This window comes from Kitasatospora sp. NPDC056446 (assembly GCF_042796115.1).
Lineage (GTDB): Bacteria > Actinomycetota > Actinomycetes > Streptomycetales > Streptomycetaceae > Kitasatospora.
In genome coordinates this window covers 18,153-37,540 of the sequence record NZ_JBHTRF010000018.1, presented here as the reverse complement: position 1 = coordinate 37,540, position 19,388 = coordinate 18,153, and the positions used below count along the sequence as shown (strand labels likewise).

Below are 19,388 nucleotides of genomic sequence, written 5' to 3'. Positions count from 1 at the left end.
CCGACAGGCCGACAGGCCGACGGGGCCCGGGGCGCCACGACCGGCATGCCGGATTGACACCTGGATTGAACTGCTACTAGCGTTGTTGCAGTTGGATCGGCGAGGTGGCCGTCGCGAAGGGGGCTCGGTGAGCATCAGCAGCAGGAGTGCGGTCGCGATTCACGCACTCACCATGCTGGGGCGCTGGGATCACTCGCTGACCTCGGCGGAGATCGCGGAGAGCCTGGCCAGCAACCCGGTGCTGGTGCGGCGGATCCTCGGCAGTCTGAGGGATGCCGGTCTGGTCTGGTCCACCGAGGGGCGCAACGGCGGTTGGTCGCTTGCCCAGCCCGCCCGCGAGATCACGCTCTACGACGCGTACACCGCCGTGGAGGCGGGGCCGATCCTGTCGCGGCACCCGCATCCGCCGAGCGCCGAATGCGAGGTCGGGCGGAACATGCAGAAGCTGCTCGAGGTGGAGTTCCAGGACGCGGAGCGGGCCATGAAGGAACGGCTCGGGCGGACGACGATCGCGCACCTCGTCCGGCAAGTGCTGGCCAGTGAGCGCGAGGTCGCGCGGCGCGCCAACAGCTGACCGATGGCGGAGGCAATGTCCTCCGCCGTTCTTTTGCCCTAACTGTAACTATCATGGTGGCGGAAAGTCACCCGAAGGGCCTCGTATGACTTCCACGTCGACAACGACCGAGCGGGCCGGCTCGGAACTGGGCTTACTGGCCGTCCTCATGCCGGCGATCCTCGTCACGGTCACGGCCAGCGACATGGTCAACCTGATGCTTCCGACGATCGGGTCCGAGTTCGGGGCCTCCGAGGCCGAACTCGCCTGGGTCGTCACCGGGTTCCTGCTGATGTTCTCGGTCGGGATTCCCTTGTACGGCCGGATCTCGGACCGCGTGAGCCTGCGTCGTCTCTTCGCCTTCGCGCTCGTCACCTACGCGGTCGGAAGCCTGATCTGCGCGATCTCCTCGAATCTGGCCGTGCTCGTGGCCGGGCGGATCGTGACGGGCATCGGCGCAGCCGCGATCCCCGTGCTCTCGATCATCGCCGTCACGACGCTGCTGCCGCCGGAGCGGCGCGGCGTCGGGATCGGCGTCGTCTCCGCCGGTGCGGGCGTCGGCACCGCCGCCGGACCGGCGTTGGGCGGCGGCATCGGGGAAGCGCTCGGCTGGCCCGCACTGTTCTGGATCATGCTCGTGGTCTCGCTGCTGCTGCTCTTCCCGGCCCTGCGCGTACTCCCGGACGAGACTCCGCAGGGCTCGGGACGGCTCGACCTCCCCGGCGGCATCCTCCTCGCGCTGGGAACAGGTCTCGTCCTGTTCGGCATGACCCGGGCGCAGGTATCCGGTTTCACCGAACCCCTTTCCTGGGGAAGCCTCGTGATCGCGATCGTGGCGCTCGTGCTCTTCGGAGTGCGCACCGCCAGGGTCGACCAGCCGTTCGTTCCGCCGGTGCTGTTCACCAATCGCGTCTACCGGACCGGCATCCTCGTCGCGTTCCTGGCCATGGTCGTCAACCTCGGCGGTCTGGTGTTCGTCCCGCTGCTGCTGGTGGAGGTCAACGAACTCACGCCGGGCAAGGGCGCTTTGGTCATGATCCCGGCCGGAGTCGTGACCGCGCTCCTCTCGCCGTGGATCGGACGCCTCGCCGGCCGCGTCAACACGCGGGTCCTGGTGCTCTCCGGGCTCGGCCTCATCGGACTGTTCTCGCTGTTCCTCTCGTCCTTCACCGGCGGCTCGTCGGTGGTCTTCGCCGGTGTCGGGATCCTCGGGCTGAGCATCGGCTTCATGCTCGTGATGACCACCATCATCGGTGCTGCGGCGAGCGAACTGCCCCCCGAGCAGGTCGGTGTCGGTCTCGGGATCCTCCAGGGGGCCCAGTTCCTCGGGGCCGGAACCGGCCCCGCCGTGTTCGGTGTGCTGGTGTCCGCGAGGCAGCAGGGCGGTAGTGACGCCATCAACCCCCTCTACGACGGTCACAACGGTTCGGCCTACTCCGATGTCTTCCTGGCCATGGCCGCGGTCATCGTCCTCACGCTCGTCGTCGCGTCACGGATGCGTCCCACGGCCGGGCCCGAGGCCGGGTCCGAGGCCGAGGCCGGACCGAAGGCCGAGGCGGCTCCGCCGGTCGTGCCGGCGCAGGAAGCGAACAACGTCCAGTAGGAACGCGACTGCCCCGCATCCGGGGCGCGCCAGATCCACCGAGTGTCGGTTGACGGGCTTGCGAGCGACAAGGGGACCGGTATGGCCACGCAGCGGACTTTCTCTCAAGAGGACAAGGAATACGAAGCGTTGTACGCGGGGCGCGCGTCCTTCGACGGCGTCGCCCCCGGTGAGGTGCTGATCCCCTGGGACATCGGTGAGCCCCAACAGGCCGTGGTGGACCTGGCGCGCGCGGGAGGTTTCAGCGGCAAGGTGCTCGACGCGGGGTGCGGACTGGGTGAGAACGCCATTCTGCTGGCGGGCCGAGGATGCGAGGTGACCGGTATGGACGGTTCGCCCAGCGCCATCGAGCAGGCGGCGCGACGGGCCGAGGCCCATGGCGTGCAGGTGCGGTTCCTGACGTCGGACGCCACCGAACTGGACGGTGTCGGAAGCGATTTCGACACCGTGCTCGACAGCGGCCTCTACCACTGCCTCAACGGCGAGCAGCGGTCGGCCTACGCTGCCGCGCTCCACCGGGTGTGCCGGCCGGGTGCCACGCTCCACCTGTTCTGCTTCGCGGAATCCATGCCGTCGGGGACACCGATCGTGGCGGAGGCCCTGATCAGTGAGGCCGACCTGCGGGCGAACCTGGGCCGCCACTGGGAGATCCAGGACATCACCGAAGCCGTCTTCGCCACCACCTTCACCCGCGAACTCCTGGCCAGGCTGGGCGAATCGGGTGCCCCGGACACCGGTGCCAGGCCGGGCCCGGACGCGATCCGGGTGGACGAACGCGGGCGGGTGCTGACACCGATGTCCCATGTGCGTGCGCGGCGCAGGTGAGGCTCCGCCGTCCCGGGCCGCGTGGGCGGCCCGACCCGGGGCACGGGGCCCGGACGCGGTGACAGGAGCCCGCCGCCGGGACGGCCGGTATCCGGCCGGTACGGGACCGATTGGTCTGTTAGCCTCGGCCCATGGCCCGGAAACCTGCTGCCGGTACCCGCGAGCGCATTCTGGACGCCGCTGCCCACCTCTTCGACCAGCGGGGCGTGCACGCGGTCGGCATGCAGCAGATCATCGACGAAGCCGGCTGCGGAAAGCAGTTGCTCTATCGGGAGTTCCCCGGCAAGGACCAGCTGGTGGTGGCGTATCTGGAGCGGTCCGCCGAGGCCTGGGACCGGATCGTGACCGGTGTGTGCACCGCGGTGGACGCGCCCGAAGACCGGCTCGTCGAGCTGGTCCGGGCGGTCCAGGGCATGGCGCCGAACTCCAGGGGCTGCCCGCTCCGTAACACGCACGCGGAATTCCCCGACCCGGACCATCCGGCGCATCAGGTTTCCCTGAGGCATTTCCGGCGCGTGCGCGAGCAATTGCGGGATCTCGCACGCAGGACTCCGGCCGCGGACCCGGACCGGCTCGGCGACCGGATCATGCTGATCATCGACGGCGTCTACGTGAACGGGTCGACCCTGGGTTCCACCGGTGCCGCGGAAGCGGCCGTCGGACTCGCCGGTGACGTCGTCCGGGCGGAAATCGCCGCCGCGGTCGGCTGAGTTCCCCGCGCCGGCTCCTCTTTCCGATTTCTCTCTCTCCTGCCCCCGCCCAGGGGTGAAGTCCGTCCGGGGCGGGAGCTTCTCTGCTGCGCAGAATCCCACGACCCAGTGTTCCGAGGAGGATCACGGTGAAGACCATTGTTGTCACAGGGGGCACTTCCGGTATCGGGCAGGCGCTCGCGAACACCTATCTCGGCCGGGGAGACCAGGTGGTCGTCATCGCTCCGGATCCGGTGAAGGGAAGGAAGTTCCTCGACACGGCACAGAAGACGGGTGCGGCCGACCGCGCCTTCTTCATCGAGGCAGACCTCAGCCTCGTCAGCGAGAACCGGCGCGTCATCGCGGAGATCGAGGACCGGTTCGCGGTGGTGGACGTACTCGTGCTGTGCGCACGGTACTTCCGCAGCCACCGGATGGTGACCTCCGAAGGGATCGAGCACAATTTCGCGCTGTACTACCTCAGCCGGTACCTGCTCGGATACGGCCTGGCAGACCTCATGAACACGGCCGAGACGCCGGTGGTGATGAACATCGCCGGCCCTGGTGTGGGGGCGTCGGGCATCCACTGGAACGACCTCGGCCTTGAACACGGTTACGACGGCTGGTCGGCCATGTTCCAGGGCGGCCGGCTCAACGACCTTCTCGGCGTCTCGTTCGCCGAGGGAGGGAGCACCCGTCGTGCCCGGTACGTGCTGCTGTTCCCCGGTGGGACGCGCACCGGCTTCGCGGGCGAATTCGACGCCGCCACCGCGGCTCACGTCGACCAGATGAAGCGGGCCGCGCAGCCGGTCGAGTTCACCGTCCCGCCGATCCTCGAGATCATCGACGCTCCGCCCCGGGAACCGCTGAGCGCCTTCGTGGAGGGCACCCCTCTCAGTCTCCTTCGTCCGACGTTCGACAAGGACGCCGCGGCGCGGCTCGACAGCATCACCAGGGAACTCCTGCGTGACAAGGCGGGCGCCTCATGACGAAGGGCCCGCAGCCGGTGTCCACGTTCCGCTGAAGTGCCCTCGTGCCGTCAGGAAGGTAATGAACGCCATGACCGAACCGGTGTCGATGCCCCACAACCACCGTCAGGCCGAGTGTCCGTTCCGGCCCGGGCCCGGTCTCGTGGAACTGCACGAGGACCCGTTGCTGCACCGGGTCGCGGTGCCGAACTCCCAGCTCGGCGAAGTCGGAGCCGTGCTCATCACCCGTGAGGACGATGCCCGCACGGTGCTGGCGGACGCCCGTCACGAGGTCGGGTTCGCCTTCGATCCGCAGTGGACCGGTCCGCGCTCGGTGATGAACCAGCCGGGCGTCCTGCTCAACTATGACGGGGACGAGCACACCCGGTACCGTCGGATGCAGGCCGGCGCCTTCACGATGAAGAGGATCCGGGCGCTCAGCGGCGTGATCGAGCAGATCGTCGAGAAGCACCTCGACGCCGTGGAGAAGGCCGGTCCGGGCGTCGATCTGATCAAGAGCTTCGCCGAACCGTTGCCCCTGATCGTGATCTGCGAGTTGCTCGGGGCACCCCTGGAGGACCGGGCGGGCATCCTGGAGCGCAGCTCGATCGCGAGCAGCGTCGACACCACGCTGGAGGTCCAGCAGGACAACTTCGCGGCCATGATCGACTACATGGCCGAACTGGTCGCCGCACACCGTAGGGAACCGGGAGACGACATCCTCGGGGACCTGGTGCGCAAACACGGTGCGGAGCTCGGCGACGACGAACTGGTCGGCATGGGCCTGGACGTCCTCGTGGCCGGACACGGAACCCTCTCCGGCATGATCGGGATCAGCGTCCTCGCCCTGTTGTCGCACCCGGAGCAACTGGCGGTCCTGCGCGACGAGGACGAGCCGTCCGGTGGCGCCGTCGAGGAGTTGCTGCGGTTCCTCGCGGTGGCGCCCCCGCTGGTCAGGAAGGCGAGCACCGACCTGTCGGTCAACGGACAGGAGGTGCGGGCCGGGGAGTACGTCGTCGTCTCGACGCTCATGGCCAACCACGGCGCCGCCCTGTCCCCGCCCGCGGACGAGCTCGACCTGCGCCGCAAGCCGGTGCCGCACCTGGCCTTCGGTTACGGCCGGCACCAGTGCGTCGGTCAGCAACTCGCCCGACTCGAACTCGGCATCGCTCTGCCCGCGTTGTTCCGCCGCTTCCCCGGCCTGCGGCTCGCGGTCCCGTTCGAGGAGATCGAGTACCGAACGGAATCACTGGTGTACGGGGTCAGGAGCCTTCCCGTCGAGTGGTGATCCGACCGGGGACGCCCCGGGTGGAACGTCACACATGAGTGAGCCGCCCTCCTGACCGGAGGGCGGCTCCAGGCCGCTCACGACAGCGGGCCGGGGTTCAGCCGCGCTTCGCTACACGGATGGCGGCGGCCGGGCACAGAGCCACCGCCGCGCGCACCCCGTCGTGGGCCGTCGTGGGAGGCCGGGCGTCCAACAGGATGACGACTCCGTCCTCGTCGCGCTGGTCGAAGACCTCCGGTGCGGTCATCGCGCACTGCCCCGAGGCCACGCACCTGTGCTCCTCGACGGTGATCTCCAGGGAGACGGTCATGACGGGTTCCTCTCCGGCCGGGGCCCGCGGCCGGCCCGGTCGACTCCCGGCGGGCCGGAGCGCGTTCCGGTGACCGCGATGCCGACCCCGGCCGCACCGGCGAGCACGACGGCCAGGAGCGCCGGCCGGTAGCCGCCGAAGCGGGTGAACAGGGCGGCGGTCAGGGGCAGCATCAGGACGCCGCCGAGCTGCACGCCCGTCTGGAACAGCGGCACCGCCGCCGCGCGCAGGCCAGGGTCGACGTCCTGGGTGGCTTGCATGTTGAGGGCGGCGAAGGACAGTGCCAGGGCGGCGCCGACCAGAAGGAGCGTCGGCAGCACACCGCTGACGTACGAGGCGGGTTCGGGGCGCAGCAGCAGGAGCAGCTGGCCCGCGAACGCGGCCGCCGCGCCGGCGGCGATCTGTCGCCGCGTACCGAACCGGGCGACCAGACGGCCGGCGAACGGCACGGACACCGCGAGCGGCACGCACGCGGGGAGCAGCGCGAGCGACAGCTGCCAGGGCCGCCATCCGAAGCGGTCGTACGCCTGGAAGGTGACCAGGAGGAGCAGCGCCGCGTAGGTGCCGTTGAGGGTGGCCGCGCCGAGTGTCGAGCGGATCAGCGGGCCGTTGCGGACGATCCCCGTCGTCAGGCGCGGAGGCGTTCGGCGCCCCGTGTCCGGGATCGCCCGCAGGCCCCACAGCAGGAGCACGAGGGCGAGCGGCGCGGGGAACAGGAACGTCCAGCGCCAGCTCGCGCCGGTGAGTACCCCGGAGAGCAGCAGGCCGAGGGTGAACCCGGCCGCGCCGAACAGGGAGTACACCGACACGGCCCGCCGTTGCTGCGGGCCGTCGGGGAACGTGGTGGTGATCAGGGCCAGCCCGGCGGGCGCCGTGAGCGCGGCGCAGCCGCCCTTGATGACGCGCGAGGCGATCAGGAGGGCCGTCGAGTCGGCCAGGCCGCCCGCCACGGAGGCCGCGGCGAATACCAGCATCGCCACGAGGTAGCAGCGGCGCAGGCCCCACTGGGCGGTGGCGCGGGGCCCGAGGAGCAGCATCGCGGCGAATCCGGCGGCGAAGCCGCTCATCAGCCACTGCACCGTCCACACGGACAGGCTGAGGTCGGCGCCGATCCAGGGCAGGGCGACGAGGACCACCGAGACCTCGACGGCGTCCAGGACCATGTTGCCCGACAGGATGAACAGGAGCCGCCACGTGCCGTGTCCGACCCGCGCGGAGACGGCTTCCGTGGCGGGCGGCTCAGTCACCTGCGGGCACCCCGGCCGTGCGGGCCCTGGCGGCGCCGCCGGCCTCGGCCAGCAGCGTGGGCAGGCGCTCGCTGACCAGCTCGATGTTGCGGACGACGAGGTCGTCGGGCATGCCGGCGATGCTCGCCCAGAAGATGAGGTGTTTCACCGGAAGGCCCTTGGTCCGCTCGTGGATGCGGACCGCGGCGTCCTCGGGCGTGAGGATCTCGAGGGTCGACCAGGAGCCGTCGGCCTTCGGGGCCTCGGGGAAGTCGTCGGGGCCGAGCAGTGGTGGCCTGGGGTGGCCGGTGCCCTCCACGGAGCCCTGCCGGTAGGTGTTCATCTGGTGGGCGACATGCGGTGCGACGCGGGGCCACGCCGCTTCGGGATCGTCGGCGAGTATCACGGGGAGCAGGTCGGAGACCCGGGCGAGCCCGGGGTCGTGGCCGCCCTCGATCAGGCCCTCGCGGTAGTGCCCGTACGTCTCGTGCGAGATGTGCAGGAGACCGATGCCGAGCCGTCCCGCGATGCGGGCGCCGCGCGGACCGTAGAAGCCGCCCCATAGCGGGACCGGCGTCTGGAGCGGTCCCGGGGTGACGCCGCCTTCCTCCCAAAGCCGCCTGACCTCGGCGATGTTGCGTTCGACCTGCTGGAAGCGGTTCTTGAAGTCGGCGGCGAACAAGTCGTACTCGGGCATCCGGTACCCGGCACCGAAGCCGACTTCCAGCCGGCCGCCGCTGATCAGGTCGACGACCGCGGCGTCCTCGGCGAGCTGGGCGGGTTTGTGGAGGTTGGGGAGCACGACCGCGGTGCCGATGCGGGCGTTGCGGGTGCGGGCGGCGGCGGCCGCGGCGAACGTCAGGGGCCGCGGCAGGTAGCCGTCCTCGAAGAGGTGGTGCTCGGTGAACCAGAGGCCGCCCGCGCCGCGCAGGTCGGCCTCCTCGCAGAATTCCAGGGAGCGGGCGTAGTGGTCGGCCCAGGGCCTGTGCCACCGGTCCGGGTTGCGCAGATCGAAGAGAAGTCCGACATCCATGCTCTGGTCTCCGTGTCTTGTGGGGTACGGGTGCTCGACTGGGGCCGTACACGCCGCCCTACGCCCTGCGCGGGGTCACCGGGATGCGGGGCACGGTCGCGTCGCGGTGCGCGTGGAGTTGTCTCGCGCCGCGCCGGCAGGTGGCGGTGGCGGTGGCGGTGGTCGCGGGTGTCCGCGCGGTGGTCATCGTCGTTCCCGACGGTCCGAGAGGGCCTAACCGAGCAGGGTGCCGCCGCTCGCGTCGACGAAGGACCCGGTGATCCAGCGGGCTTCGTCGGAGGCCAGGAACGTCACGACGTCCGCGATGTCGACGGCTTTGCCGACCCGCTTGAACGCGGACAGCTGGGACATCTGCTCCACTGCCTCGGGGATGTCGAAGACCGCGCTGCCGTTGTCGGTGATGCCGGGTGCCACGCTGTTCACGGTGATGCCGCGCGGGGCGAGGTGCCGGGCGAAGTGCAGCGAGAGCTGCTCGATGGCACCCTTCGTCATGGCGTACGCCACCTGGTCGGGGCTGGCGAAACGGGTGAGACCCGACGAGATGTTGATGATGCGGCCGCCGTCGGAGAGCAGCGGGAGCGCCCGCTGGACGATGAAGAACGGGGCCTTCGCGTTCACGGCGAAGAGCCGGTCGAACTCCTCGGCCGTGACGTCCTCGGGGGCGAGCCCGGCCGGAGTCGTGGCGCCCGCGTTGTTGACCAGGATGTCGAGCCTGGTCTCGCCGATGCGCTCCTTGAGGCCCCGCTCCACACCGAGGAACAGCTCGTGCACGTCACCGGGGACGCCGAGCCGCGCGCGGACCGGGAAGGCACGGCCGCCGTCCCGCTCGATCAGCTCCACGGTCTCGTCGGCGGCGGCCTGGTCGGAGGCGTAGTGCACGATGACGAGGGCGCCCTCCCGGGCGAGGCGTTGTGCGGTGGCGCGGCCGATGCCCCGGCTGGAACCGGTGACCAGCGCCGTCTTGTCGGTGAGCCTGCCCATCTTCGGACTCCTGTCATTCGATACGGTCGGGTCGGGTGGGATCCACTCGGCGGGAGATGTGTTCGGTGCCACGGAGGCAGGGGAGCGGCCGAGGCCGCTGATCGCGCGGGCCAGGTGGCGGCGGACCGGGCCGAAGCCGAGGAGTTCGCCGAACACGTCCCGCAGGTGCTCCACTTCGGGTCCGCCGAGGAGCAGCAGTGACTGCGCCCGGATGTTGGCCAGGGTGTGCGCGCCGATGGGCCTGCGCACGAGGTCGTAGCCGTCGAGCAGGTCGTCGCGGTCCTGTGACCTGATCCGTCCCGCGAGGCGTCCGCCGAGTTCGGCGGCGTCCTGCAGGCCGAGGTTGAGTGCCTGCCCGCCGACGGGCATCTGCGCGTGGGCGGCGTCGCCCGCGAGCAGGACCCGGCCCCTGCGGTACCGGGTGGCCTGGCGGCTCGTGTCGTCGAACGCGTTCAGCCACAAGGGCGCACCGTGGCCGATGTCCTCGCCGGTGACGTCCGCCCATGCGGTGACGACCTCGTCGAACGTGGGGGGCCCGGTGCGCTCCTTCGGGTCCGTGCCGAAGACGTGGACCATCACACGGGTGCTGCCGTTCGGCCAACGGTGCGCCACGGCGAGGCCGTTGGGGTGCCGCTCGAAGCGCCGGGCCGGCACGTCGATTCCCGCCACATCGGCCCGCAGCATTTCGCGCGTCGCGGCGTGACCCGCGAAGCCGAAGCCCGCGAGTCGTCGTACGGTGCTGTCGCCGCCGTCGCACCCCACCACGAACGCGCTGGTGACGCGGGCGTGCACGCCGTCGTCCCCGACGGCCTCGACCAGGACGTGCCCCGCCCGGTCGGCCAGGGACACCAGACGCAGGCCGCGCCGCAGCTGCGCCCCGAGTTCCAGGGCCCGCTCCTGGAGGACCGACTCGATGCGGGTCTGCGGGCACTTCCACTGGCCGGCGTAGCGGTGGCCGGGGTCGGCGGCGGTCAGGTCGAGCCGCATGCCCCCGAAGTGGCCGTGGCCTCCGTCCGGCAGCTCGCCGAGCCGGTCGAGGATGCCGCGCTCCTCGAAGACCTCCATGGTGCGGGCGTGCAGCGTGGATGCCCGTGACTCGGTCATCGGCTCGCTGAGCTGCTCCAGGACGGTGGTGCGCACGCCGTGCGTGCGCAGGTCCCCGGCGAGCAGCAGTCCGACGGGTCCTGCGCCGACGATCACGACATCGGTGTCCGTCGGGGGAGTCGAGATGAGCGGCATCGGTCAGCGCCGCGCTTCCGCGTATCGCTTGGCGTGGTCCAGGGTGGCCCGGCTGTTGGCACCGAGCGCGCCGCGCAGGAACGCCCGGGCCTGTTCGACGCCGGCGTCCGGGCCCATGATCCTGGTGATGTTCTCCGCGTTGACGACGACGGTGTGCTGTGACGTCGCCGTGACGATCCCGTCGTCGCCCTCCTCGAACTGCCAGTTCCCGGTGTGCAGCGTCATGAGCGCGGGCAGGGTGGTCTGCTTGTACGCGATCCGCCGGTGCGGGAGGCACACCCGCACCGATGAAGTGGTGTGCGTGGAGCCGTCCTTGGCGACGGTGTCCATCCGCAGGACCTGCAGGCCGGGGGTGTCCTCGGTGAGATCGACGGAGCTGACGTGCGGCAGGCGCTCGACCCACCGGTCGGCCTCGTTGATGAAGTCGTACAGGTCCGTCGCGGACCCCTCGACCCTCACCGAATCCGTGAACGACAGTGTCAACTCCGCTGTCCGCGAGGCCTCTTCGAGCCCGGCCTTGAGCGAGGGCAGCTCGGCACGGCTGTTGCTGTCGACCGCCTCGTCTATCCAGGCGAGCGACTCGGGGTCGTCGTCGACGGCCCGGTAGGAGTGCAGGAGCCGCAGCCGGGTCTCCTGCACGCCCAGCGGCTCGATGATCCATGTGCCGCTCATCTCGGCGATCGGCGGTGAGGACACCTCCTGCCGGAAGGTGATGCGCAGTGCCTCCGGGTCGAGGTGGCGGCGCGAGGTCCAGTTCTTGGCCTCGCCGTTGGCGGTGGCCCAGATCCGGATCCGCTCCCGGTCGCCCTCCCGTTCCAGGTACTCGACGTACACGTTCGGGGGGAAGAGGCGCGGCCAGTTCTCCACCTCGGCGAGCAGCCGGTAGACCTCCTCCGCCGCCGCGGCGACGGTGATCTCGTGCTCCACCTCACGAATCGTCATGATGGTTGCTCCTCAGTCGGGTCGGGCGGGGTCAGAAGTTGCCGAGGCCGCCGCACACGTTCAGGGCCTGGGCGGTGATGGAACCCGCCAGGTCGGAGGCGAGATAGCCGACCAGGCCCGCGACCTCCTCGGGCGTCGAGTACCTGCCGAGCGGGATCTTCGACTGGAACTTCTCCAGGATCGCGTCCTCGGTGGTGCCGTACGCGTCCGCGTAGCCCTGGCGGACCCGCTGCGCCATGGGGGTCTCCACATAGCCGGGGCACACCGCGTTCACCGTGACGCCGGTCGGCGCGAGCTCGTTGCCGAGGGCCTTGGTGAAGCCGACCACGCCGTGCTTGGACGCCGAGTAGGGGGCGCCGAGCACCACGCCCTGCTTGCCGGCCGTGGAGGCGATGTTGATGATGCGGCCGTGCGCCCTGGTGCGCATCCCGCCCGCGTTGAGGACCTCGCGGGTCACCAGGAACACGCTGGTGAGATTGGTCGCGATGACGTCCTCCCACAGTTCGTCGGCCAGGTCGGCGGTCACCCCGCCGCCCGAGCGTCCCGCGTTGTTGACCAGGACGTCGATGGGCCCGAACCGGGCGACTGCGGCCCGCACGAGGCCGGCCACCTGGTCCTTGGAACGTACGTCGCCGGTGGTGCCGTCCACGTCGAGGCCCTCGTCCTGCAAGGACTTGACGGTTTCCGCGACGGCCTTCCCGTCGCGGGCGCACAGGAACACCCGGTGGCCCTGCTCGGCGAGCAGCCGGGCCGAGGCCAGGCCTATCCCGCTGGTCGCACCGGTGACCAGGGCGACCCTGGGTGCTGTGGTGGCGGTCATGTTCGGCTCCCGGTCAGGCGGTGCGGGCGGCGGGCAGGTGGGCGGTGACGAGGTCGATCAGGGCGCGCGGGGTGCGGGCCTCGCCGAAGGCGTCCTCGTCGAGGCTGATCCCGTACTCGCGCTCGATGCGCCCCGCCGTCTCCAGGAGGGCGAGCGACTCGTAGCCGAGGTCACCGAATTCGGTGTCGAGGATGTCCCCGTCCAGGTCGGCCTCCTCGTCGGTGCCGGCGGCTTCCAGGAGGATCTGCTTGAGCTCGGACAGGGTGAAAACGGTGGTGGGCACGATGGTCCTTTCGTCAGCGGTGGGCGGCCCGTACGACCATCGCGGAGTTGAATCCGCCCTGGCCGCGGGCGAGTACGAGGGCGGTACGCACCGCGAGGGGACGCGGGGCGCCGACCACCAGGTCGATGTCGTAGTCCGGGGACAGCGTGGAGCCGGTGGTCGGCGGGATCACGCCGTCGCGCATCGACAGGAACGCGGCCGCCAGGTCCAGCGGTGCCGCGCCCGAGTACAGGCGGCCGGTCATCGTCTTCGGCGCGGTCACCGGTACCGAGCGCACCCCGAACACCTCGGTGATGGCCTCCGCCTCGGCCCGGTCCAGGTCGGGCACGGCCGCCGCGTCGGCGAACACCACGTCGATGTCGTCGGGTGCCAGGCCGGCGTCGGCCAGGGCGAGTTCGATGGCGCGCCGCAGGGTCGGCGCGCGGTCGCTGCCGGGCCGCGGGTCGAGCGTGGAGGCGTGTCCGGCGATCTCCCCGTACACCTGCGGGGCATCGCGTTCCTGGGCGTGCTCGGCGTTCTCCAGGACGAGCAGCGCGCCGCCCTCGCCCGGCACGTGGCCCGCGGCCCGCTCGTCGAAGGGCAGATAGGCGCGCTCCGGGTCGTCGCTGGTGGTCAGGCGCCCGCTGGTCAACTGGGCCACCCAGCCCCACGGGCAGATGGAGGCGTCGACCGCCCCGGAGACCACCATGCCGGTGCCCTTGCGGATCTGCCGGCGGGCTTGCGCCACCGCGTCGAGGCCGCCGGCCTGGTCGCTGACCACCACGCTGCTCGGGCCGCGCAGTCCGCGGCGGATGGAGATCTGACCGCTGTTGACCGCGTAGAACCAGGCGAAGGACTGATAGGCGCTGACGTACTGGCCGCCCTTGCTCCACAGTGCGCGCAGCTCGTTCTGCCCGAACTCGAAGCCGCCGGAGTGGCTTGCCGTGATGACGCCGACGTCGTAGTCGGGCAGCTCGGACGGGACGACGCCCGCGTCCGCGAACGCCCAGTCGGCGCCGACCAGGGCGAGGCGCGTCATCCGGTCCGTCTGCGGAAGCAGCCTGCCGGGAAGGTGTTCCCTGGCATCGAACCCGTGTATCTCGCCCGCGAGCCGGGAGGCGTACGGGGACGGGTCGAAGCGTGTGACCCGGCCGATCGCGCCCCGTCCGGCGAGCGTCGCCGCCCAGTAGTCCGCCAGGCCGAGGCCGGTGGGCGCGACTATGCCGAGCCCCGTGACCACCGTGCGCGGCCTCATCGGGCAGCTGCCCGATCGGGGGCGGCGAGTACGATCGCGCTCTGGAAGCCGCCGAATCCGCTGCCGACCGAGAGCACCGCGTCGGTCTTCCACTCCCGGGCCGTCAGCGGGACGTAGTCCAGGTCGCATTCCGGGTCGGGGGTGTGGAGGTTCGCGGTCGGGGGCACGACGTCGTGGGCCATGGCGAGGAGCGAGGCGGCCACCTCGATCGAGCCGATCGCACCGAGCGAGTGCCCCACCATCGACTTGATGGAGCTGACCGGCGTGCGGTAGGCGTGGTCGCCGAGGCTCCGTTTGAACGCGGCCGTCTCGTGCCGGTCGTTCTGCTTGGTGCCCGAGCCGTGCGCGTTGATGTAGTCGATGTCCTGCGGGGCGAGCCGTGCCTCGTCGAGGGCGACCCGGATCGCCTCGGCCATCTCCTTGCCGTCGGGCCGGAGCCCTGTCATGTGGAAGGCGTTCGACCGGGTCGCGAAGCCGGCGACCTCGGCGTAGATCCGTGCTCCGCGGGCGCGGGCGCTCTGGAGCTCCTCCAGGACGAAGACCGCCGAGCCCTCACCCAGGACGAAGCCGTTGCGGCTGTGGTCGAAGGGGCGTGAGGCGTGCTGCGGATCGTCGTTGCGCGGCGTGGTCGCCTTGATCGCGTCGAAGCAGGCCACCGTGATGGGCGAGATGGGAGCGTCGGCGGCGCCGGCGATCATCACGTCCGCGGAGCCCTCCCGGATGACGTCGGCGGCGTATCCCACCGCGTCGAGACCGGAGGTGCAGCCGGTGGAGACGACGGTGCTCGGGCCCTCGGCGCCCACCGCCCAGGCGACTTCCGTCGCGAAGGAGCTGGGCACCATGTAGTTGTAGAGGTGCGGCACGGCGTAGGCGTGGTCGACCAGTTCGAGGCGACCGCCGTCGCTGACGGTCCGGTACTCCTGGTCGAGGCCCATCGTGGCGCCGACCGCGCTTCCGATCGTCACTCCGGTGCGGTGCGGGGCGAGCGTCTCGAACTCCAGGCCGCTGTCGGCGACCGCCTCGCGCGCCGTGACCACCGCGAACTGCGCGGCCCTGTCCATGCGCCGGATCTCCTGCGGGGTGAGTCCCGACAGCTCCGCGTCGAAGTCGACCTCGGCGGCCACCTGTGAGCGGAACGGCGACGGGTCGAAGAACGAGATGCGGCGTGTTGCCGTGCGGCCGTCGGTGAGCAGCTTCCAGAAGCCCTTGGTTCCCTGCCCGCCCGGTGCGGTCACGCCGACACCGGTGATCACGACCCGCCGGCCGTGGGAGTCCCCCATCACGCGCTCCATTCGTAGAAGCGGTGGGCCATGGCGTCCGCGGGGGACCGCCAGGTCGCCGGGTCGTACGCCCCGATGTACGGCTTGAGGTCCTCGCTGATCAGGGTGAACAGCGGATCGGTCTTGGCCTCCTCGATGCGAGCGGCGCCGTTGTCGTCGTCGAAGTCCTGGAGGTGGAAGTACAGGCCCCGGTAGGCGAAGAGCTGACGGCGACGCGTACCCATGCGGTCGGGCATGTCGGTCCGGTCGAAGGCCCCGAAGAGCCCGGCGACGTTCTCGGCCGAGGCGGGTGCCATCCTGGCCACGATCAGAGTGCTGTGCATGTGTCCCTTCTCCCTTGCTTATCGAGCGGGTCCGAACCAGCGGTCCAGGGCCATCGGCAGGTCGTGACGGCTACCGGGGGCGGCCCAGGCGACGTGTCCGTCCGGGCGCACGAGGACCGCCGAAGTCCCCTTCAGATCACTGCCGTCGGGTATGCCGACGGGGGTTGCCGTCACGATGTCGACCCGGTCGCGCCAGGCGGCGGCTCGCCCGCGCAGCGTCGCGTTGTCGTCGAGGTCGAGCAGCACGCCGCGCCCCGCGCGCAGGAGCGCGGTGCTCGTGGTGTGCCCTCGCGTCGAGGTCAGGTCGAGTTGTGGAAGTCGCGCACCGAGCAGCGGACTGCGTCCGCCGCCGACCTCGTAGCGGATGTCGAGGCCGCTGACCCGCGCCGCGAGATGGCGGACCACCTCGGGGTGGTCGAGGAGTTCGCCGAGCACTTCCCGTACGGGGGAGACCTCCTCGCCGCCGAGCATGAGCAGGCTCTGCGCCCTCGTGTTGGCCAGGAGCCTGCGGCCGACCTCGTGCCGCTCCTCGTGGTAGCTGTCGAGCAGAGCCTCGTCCGCCGTGCCCCGTACCACCGCGGCGAGCTTCCAGCCGAGGTTGACCGAGTCCTGTACGGAGGTGTTCATGCCCTGGCCGCCGGCGGGGAGGTGGACGTGCGCGGCGTCCCCGGAGAGCAGCACCCGGCCACGCCGGTACTCGGTGACCTGTCGGGCCGTGTCGCTGAACGCGCTCACCCAGACCGGTTCGGCACCGGAGATGTCGATGTCCGTGAGCCGCTTCCACACGTCGGCGACCTCACTGAACTCCGGCGGCCCGGAACGGCGCCGTGGAGGAGCGCCCCGCTCTCCGACGATGATCCGGTGGATGCCGCCGGGCAGCTTGGCCACGATGACCAGGCCGCCGGTGGGCTGCCCGGTCATCCGGGGCTCCAGGTCGACGCCCCTGAGGTCGGCGAGGAACAGCTCGGTGGTCGCGGGCGTGCCGGGGAAGTCGAACCCGGCGAGCTTGCGGACGGTGCTGCGACCGCCGTCGCAGCCCACGACGTAGCGGGCCCGCAGCGCACGGGCCGAGTCCCGCACGATCACGGTCACGCCGTCGCCGTCCTCGGCGAGGCCTGTCACCTCCGTGCCGCGCCGGATGTCGGCGCCCAACTCCCGTGCCCAGGAGTCCAGTACGGACTCGGTGGTGGACTGGGGAATGGCGCGTGCCGAGGCGTGGGCGGCGTCCAGGACCGCCAGGTCGAGCGGAAGGCCGCCGAAGTGCCCCGCCTCGCTCGTCTGGATCTCGCCGAACCGGGGTAGCAGGCCACGCTGGTCGAAGACCTCCATCGTGCGGATCGTGAAGCCGATCCCGCGGGACTCGCCGGTCCGTTCCGGCAGCCGGTCGAGCACGATCGTGTCGACGCCCGCCAGACGCAGTTCTCCGGCCAGCATGAGTCCGGCCGGCCCGGCGCCGACGACAATGACTGAAGCGTCCATGTGAATCTCCAGGGCGTCCGGGGAGTCGATCCCGGAGGGTCGGGTGTCGGAAGTCCCTACTCGGTCTCGATGTTGGCGGCTATGCGGGCCAGTACGTCATTGGCGGAGAGGAATTCGGCTTCGGAGATTCCGGCGAGCGAGCCGGCCGCGTGCGCGTTCACCAGGACCTCGGCCCGCGCGTGCGCCGCACTTCCGGATTCGGTGAGCGTCACCGTGCCGCCCTGATTCGACACCCAGCCACGGTCCACGAATCCATCGACCACCGACCGGTAGGAGTCGGCACGGTCCACTGCCAGGAAGGGGGAGAACGCCGAGTCGATGTCCGCGACGGTCCGCACACCGATACTGATGGCATGCAGAACCTGCCATTGCCGCCGGTTCATATTCTCTCCGGCGAGGACCTTCGTGGTGGCCTCGTCGAACAGTCGGTGCAAATGCAGAAGCCAGTATCCGATGCGCTTGGTGGTGTTCTGCTGGAGCATGAAGCGCCTACTTCCTCGCGTACGGGGAAAGATTCCCAACCCGCTTGTCCAGACTTGCGGTTGAATCTCCAACCACTCGACACTCGCATGATCGGCTGCCGTGCTACAAGGTTCCACGGGCAAGCCTACGGGCGACCCACAGGGTCCCTTGCGGGTCGCCCGTAGGGCCTTTTGTAGGAATCCCCGACATGCGACTCTGCGGCGTACCCGAGCGAAGGATGCGGCCGGTCCCGCAGCGCGGACGCGTCATGGACCGGGCGTCAGGCGGCAGAAGGGCCTGAATCGCGAAGCGCCGCCCACCCGACTGCGGGTGAGCGGCGCATGGACGCGGTGTCTATACGGCGGAAGAACAGTGATCGGTCCTGAAGGAGGAATGGCGCTGGGTGTGGAGCGCGGAGTGGAGCTCGCTCCGGCCGGAGATGGCGAGTTTGCGGTACACGCTCGACAGGTGGAACTCGACGGTGCGGATCGCCAGGAAGAGGGTCGCGGCGATCTGCCGGTTGCTGTAGCCGGCGCTCGCCAGCTGGCCGATGTGCAGCTCCTGGGCGGTGAGGCAGGGGACGTCCAGGCGCTCCAGGGCGGACTTCAGGCTGTGCTGCCAGAGCCGGTTGCCGCTCTCCCGGGCCACCATGAGGGCGGCCTCCAGATGGCGGCGGCCCGCGGACAGGTTCCTGCGGTCGATCTGCAGAGTCCCCAGATCGCGCTGGGCCTGGATCAACTCGCCCCAGGCATGGGCGAGGTGGAGCAGTACCGTGGCCTCTTCCAGGAGGGCCACTGAGGTGTCGTCCCTGCGGGCGACCGCGACGGCGTGCAGTGCCAGGCCGATACAGCGCGGCGAGCCCCAGATGCGGGCCGCAGTCAGTTCCTCCTCTGCCAGGGCGAGCGCGAGGTCGCCCTGCTGGATCGCGAGCGCGGCCGACGAGGCCCGTGAACGCCACGGAATGACAGCGGGGTTGGCGACCTGGCGCTCGGCGAGCAGCCGCCCGCACGCCAGGAAGTCCTTCAGGCTGTGCTGGAACTGGCCGGCTGCCTGATGCAGCGCGCCGCGCGCGGCCAGGATGTGGACGACGTCCGGAGGGCTGGTGTCGAGCCGGCCCGCCAGGCCGTGCGCCCGCAGTACCTGGTGTGCTTGCCCCAGTTCACCGGAGAGGACGTGTGCCTCGATGAGCCATGCGGCGGCGAGCCCGCTGAGGTGCGGCGAGAGACCGCGGGTCAGCTGCGCGCCGAGCAGGCCGGACGCCTCGATGCCGTGGCCTTCGAGCAGACTGATCCGCGCGCGCAGCAGTGTCAGTACTTCCTGGTGGCGCGGTGAGCCCGACCAGCGGGCGTCCTTGGCCAGTCGACGGCACTCGGCGTGTGCGGTGACGATGTCGCCGGTGTAGAGGAGCGTCAGGATCGTCGGCCACATGCCGCGCGGGTTGCCTCGGCTGTCCTCCGCTGCGAGGACCGCCTCGACCTGCTGGTGGACGAGGGCACGCCTGATCCCCAGGTTGGCCAGTTCGATGCTGCGTAAGGAGTCGCTCGCGTCGGGGGACGGTATGTGTTCGTTCCCGGCGAGGTCGAAGCATCCCGGTACGTAGACGTCTTGGCCTTCCCGGAGGGCCCCGGCCCTCGGCCCGGCCGTGGTGGCCGTCCGAGCTGCGGCGAAGTCTCTCTGGCGAGGCGTGTTCCCGCGGTCGTGCTCGATCATCCCTATTTCCCCCTTGCTGTCCATCCGGTCGCCGGCTTCGACCTGCTGCCGGGCGCGGCCTCGGGCGGCATTCCGCTTCGTGGACGCCTCATCCGGGTCGACGCTACAGGGCGCCTATTGCATACGCATCAACAAATCCC

The 19,388-nt window shown here is 70.5% G+C and carries 20 protein-coding genes; 6 read left to right on the top strand and 14 right to left on the bottom strand.

The window, feature by feature from the left end; genetic code table 11:
* The first annotated feature begins 127 nt into the window (after positions 1 to 127).
* The 6 genes from ACFQ6N_RS13865 (at position 128) to ACFQ6N_RS13840 (ending at position 5,926) form a co-directional block, all read left to right on the top strand.
* Entirely contained in the window at positions 128 to 574 is a 447-nt protein-coding gene (locus tag ACFQ6N_RS13865; RefSeq protein WP_380649096.1) for an RrF2 family transcriptional regulator, read from the top strand.
* Positions 540 to 2,156 (top strand): MFS transporter, encoded by a 1,617-nt coding sequence (locus tag ACFQ6N_RS13860; RefSeq protein WP_380649095.1) that lies wholly within the window; start codon positions 540 to 542, stop codon positions 2,154 to 2,156. Before ACFQ6N_RS13865 ends, ACFQ6N_RS13860 begins: the two co-directional genes overlap by 35 nt.
* An 81-nt stretch (positions 2,157 to 2,237) precedes the next feature.
* Complete coding sequence (locus ACFQ6N_RS13855) at positions 2,238 to 2,981, top strand: class I SAM-dependent methyltransferase (RefSeq protein ID WP_380649094.1); 744 nt, start codon at positions 2,238 to 2,240, stop codon at positions 2,979 to 2,981.
* A gap of 131 nt (positions 2,982 to 3,112) precedes the next feature.
* The gene (locus ACFQ6N_RS13850) at positions 3,113 to 3,691 is read left to right on the top strand and encodes a TetR/AcrR family transcriptional regulator (protein WP_380649093.1); all 579 of its coding nucleotides are present in this window, start codon (positions 3,113 to 3,115) and stop codon (positions 3,689 to 3,691) included.
* Between the two features lie 128 nt (positions 3,692 to 3,819).
* A complete protein-coding gene (locus ACFQ6N_RS13845) occupies positions 3,820 to 4,659 on the top strand; it encodes an SDR family NAD(P)-dependent oxidoreductase (protein WP_380649092.1) in 840 nt (279 codons plus the stop codon).
* A gap of 70 nt (positions 4,660 to 4,729) precedes the next feature.
* A complete protein-coding gene (locus tag ACFQ6N_RS13840; RefSeq protein ID WP_380649091.1) occupies positions 4,730 to 5,926 on the top strand; it encodes a cytochrome P450 in 1,197 nt (398 codons plus the stop codon).
* Between the two features lie 97 nt (positions 5,927 to 6,023).
* Here ACFQ6N_RS13840 and ACFQ6N_RS13835 read toward each other — a convergent pair whose 3' ends face one another.
* The 14 genes from ACFQ6N_RS13835 to ACFQ6N_RS13770 form a co-directional block, all read right to left on the bottom strand.
* Positions 6,024 to 6,236: a ferredoxin gene (locus tag ACFQ6N_RS13835; protein WP_380649089.1), complete on the bottom strand. Its 213-nt coding sequence runs from the start codon at positions 6,234 to 6,236 to the stop codon at positions 6,024 to 6,026.
* The gene (locus ACFQ6N_RS13830) at positions 6,233 to 7,483 is read right to left on the bottom strand and encodes an MFS transporter (protein ID WP_380649087.1); all 1,251 of its coding nucleotides are present in this window, start codon (positions 7,481 to 7,483) and stop codon (positions 6,233 to 6,235) included. The genes ACFQ6N_RS13835 and ACFQ6N_RS13830 overlap by 4 nt, the downstream gene beginning before the upstream one ends.
* Positions 7,476 to 8,495, bottom strand: a complete 1,020-nt coding sequence (locus ACFQ6N_RS13825; RefSeq protein ID WP_380649086.1) for an LLM class flavin-dependent oxidoreductase — start codon at positions 8,493 to 8,495, stop codon at positions 7,476 to 7,478. Before ACFQ6N_RS13825 ends, ACFQ6N_RS13830 begins: the two co-directional genes overlap by 8 nt.
* A 58-nt stretch (positions 8,496 to 8,553) precedes the next feature.
* On the bottom strand, positions 8,554 to 8,682 hold the full coding sequence (locus ACFQ6N_RS13820) for a hypothetical protein (RefSeq protein ID WP_380649085.1): 129 nt from the start codon (positions 8,680 to 8,682) through the stop codon (positions 8,554 to 8,556).
* Between the two features lie 26 nt (positions 8,683 to 8,708).
* A complete protein-coding gene (locus ACFQ6N_RS13815) occupies positions 8,709 to 10,715 on the bottom strand; it encodes an SDR family oxidoreductase (RefSeq protein ID WP_380649084.1) in 2,007 nt (668 codons plus the stop codon).
* Positions 10,716 to 10,718: 3 nt separating this feature from the next.
* Entirely contained in the window at positions 10,719 to 11,657 is a 939-nt protein-coding gene (locus ACFQ6N_RS13810; protein WP_380649082.1) for an aromatase/cyclase, read from the bottom strand.
* Between the two features lie 31 nt (positions 11,658 to 11,688).
* Entirely contained in the window at positions 11,689 to 12,477 is a 789-nt protein-coding gene (gene fabG / locus ACFQ6N_RS13805) for a 3-oxoacyl-ACP reductase FabG (RefSeq protein ID WP_380649081.1), read from the bottom strand.
* A gap of 13 nt (positions 12,478 to 12,490) precedes the next feature.
* Complete coding sequence (locus ACFQ6N_RS13800) at positions 12,491 to 12,760, bottom strand: acyl carrier protein (RefSeq protein WP_380649080.1); 270 nt, start codon at positions 12,758 to 12,760, stop codon at positions 12,491 to 12,493.
* A gap of 13 nt (positions 12,761 to 12,773) precedes the next feature.
* Positions 12,774 to 13,994, bottom strand: coding sequence for a ketosynthase chain-length factor (locus ACFQ6N_RS13795; protein WP_380649079.1), 1,221 nt, complete (start codon positions 13,992 to 13,994; stop codon positions 12,774 to 12,776).
* A complete protein-coding gene (locus tag ACFQ6N_RS13790) occupies positions 13,991 to 15,274 on the bottom strand; it encodes a beta-ketoacyl-[acyl-carrier-protein] synthase family protein (protein ID WP_380649078.1) in 1,284 nt (427 codons plus the stop codon). The genes ACFQ6N_RS13795 and ACFQ6N_RS13790 overlap by 4 nt, the downstream gene beginning before the upstream one ends.
* Positions 15,274 to 15,597: a TcmI family type II polyketide cyclase gene (locus ACFQ6N_RS13785; protein WP_380649076.1), complete on the bottom strand. Its 324-nt coding sequence runs from the start codon at positions 15,595 to 15,597 to the stop codon at positions 15,274 to 15,276. Before ACFQ6N_RS13785 ends, ACFQ6N_RS13790 begins: the two co-directional genes overlap by 1 nt.
* Positions 15,598 to 15,615: 18 nt before the next feature.
* The gene (locus tag ACFQ6N_RS13780) at positions 15,616 to 17,076 is read right to left on the bottom strand and encodes an FAD-dependent monooxygenase (RefSeq protein WP_380649074.1); all 1,461 of its coding nucleotides are present in this window, start codon (positions 17,074 to 17,076) and stop codon (positions 15,616 to 15,618) included.
* A gap of 56 nt (positions 17,077 to 17,132) precedes the next feature.
* Positions 17,133 to 17,558, bottom strand: a complete 426-nt coding sequence (locus ACFQ6N_RS13775) for a MarR family winged helix-turn-helix transcriptional regulator (protein ID WP_380649072.1) — start codon at positions 17,556 to 17,558, stop codon at positions 17,133 to 17,135.
* Positions 17,559 to 17,892: 334 nt separating this feature from the next.
* Entirely contained in the window at positions 17,893 to 19,248 is a 1,356-nt protein-coding gene (locus ACFQ6N_RS13770; RefSeq protein WP_380649070.1) for a LuxR C-terminal-related transcriptional regulator, read from the bottom strand.
* Positions 19,249 to 19,388: the final 140 nt, after the last annotated feature.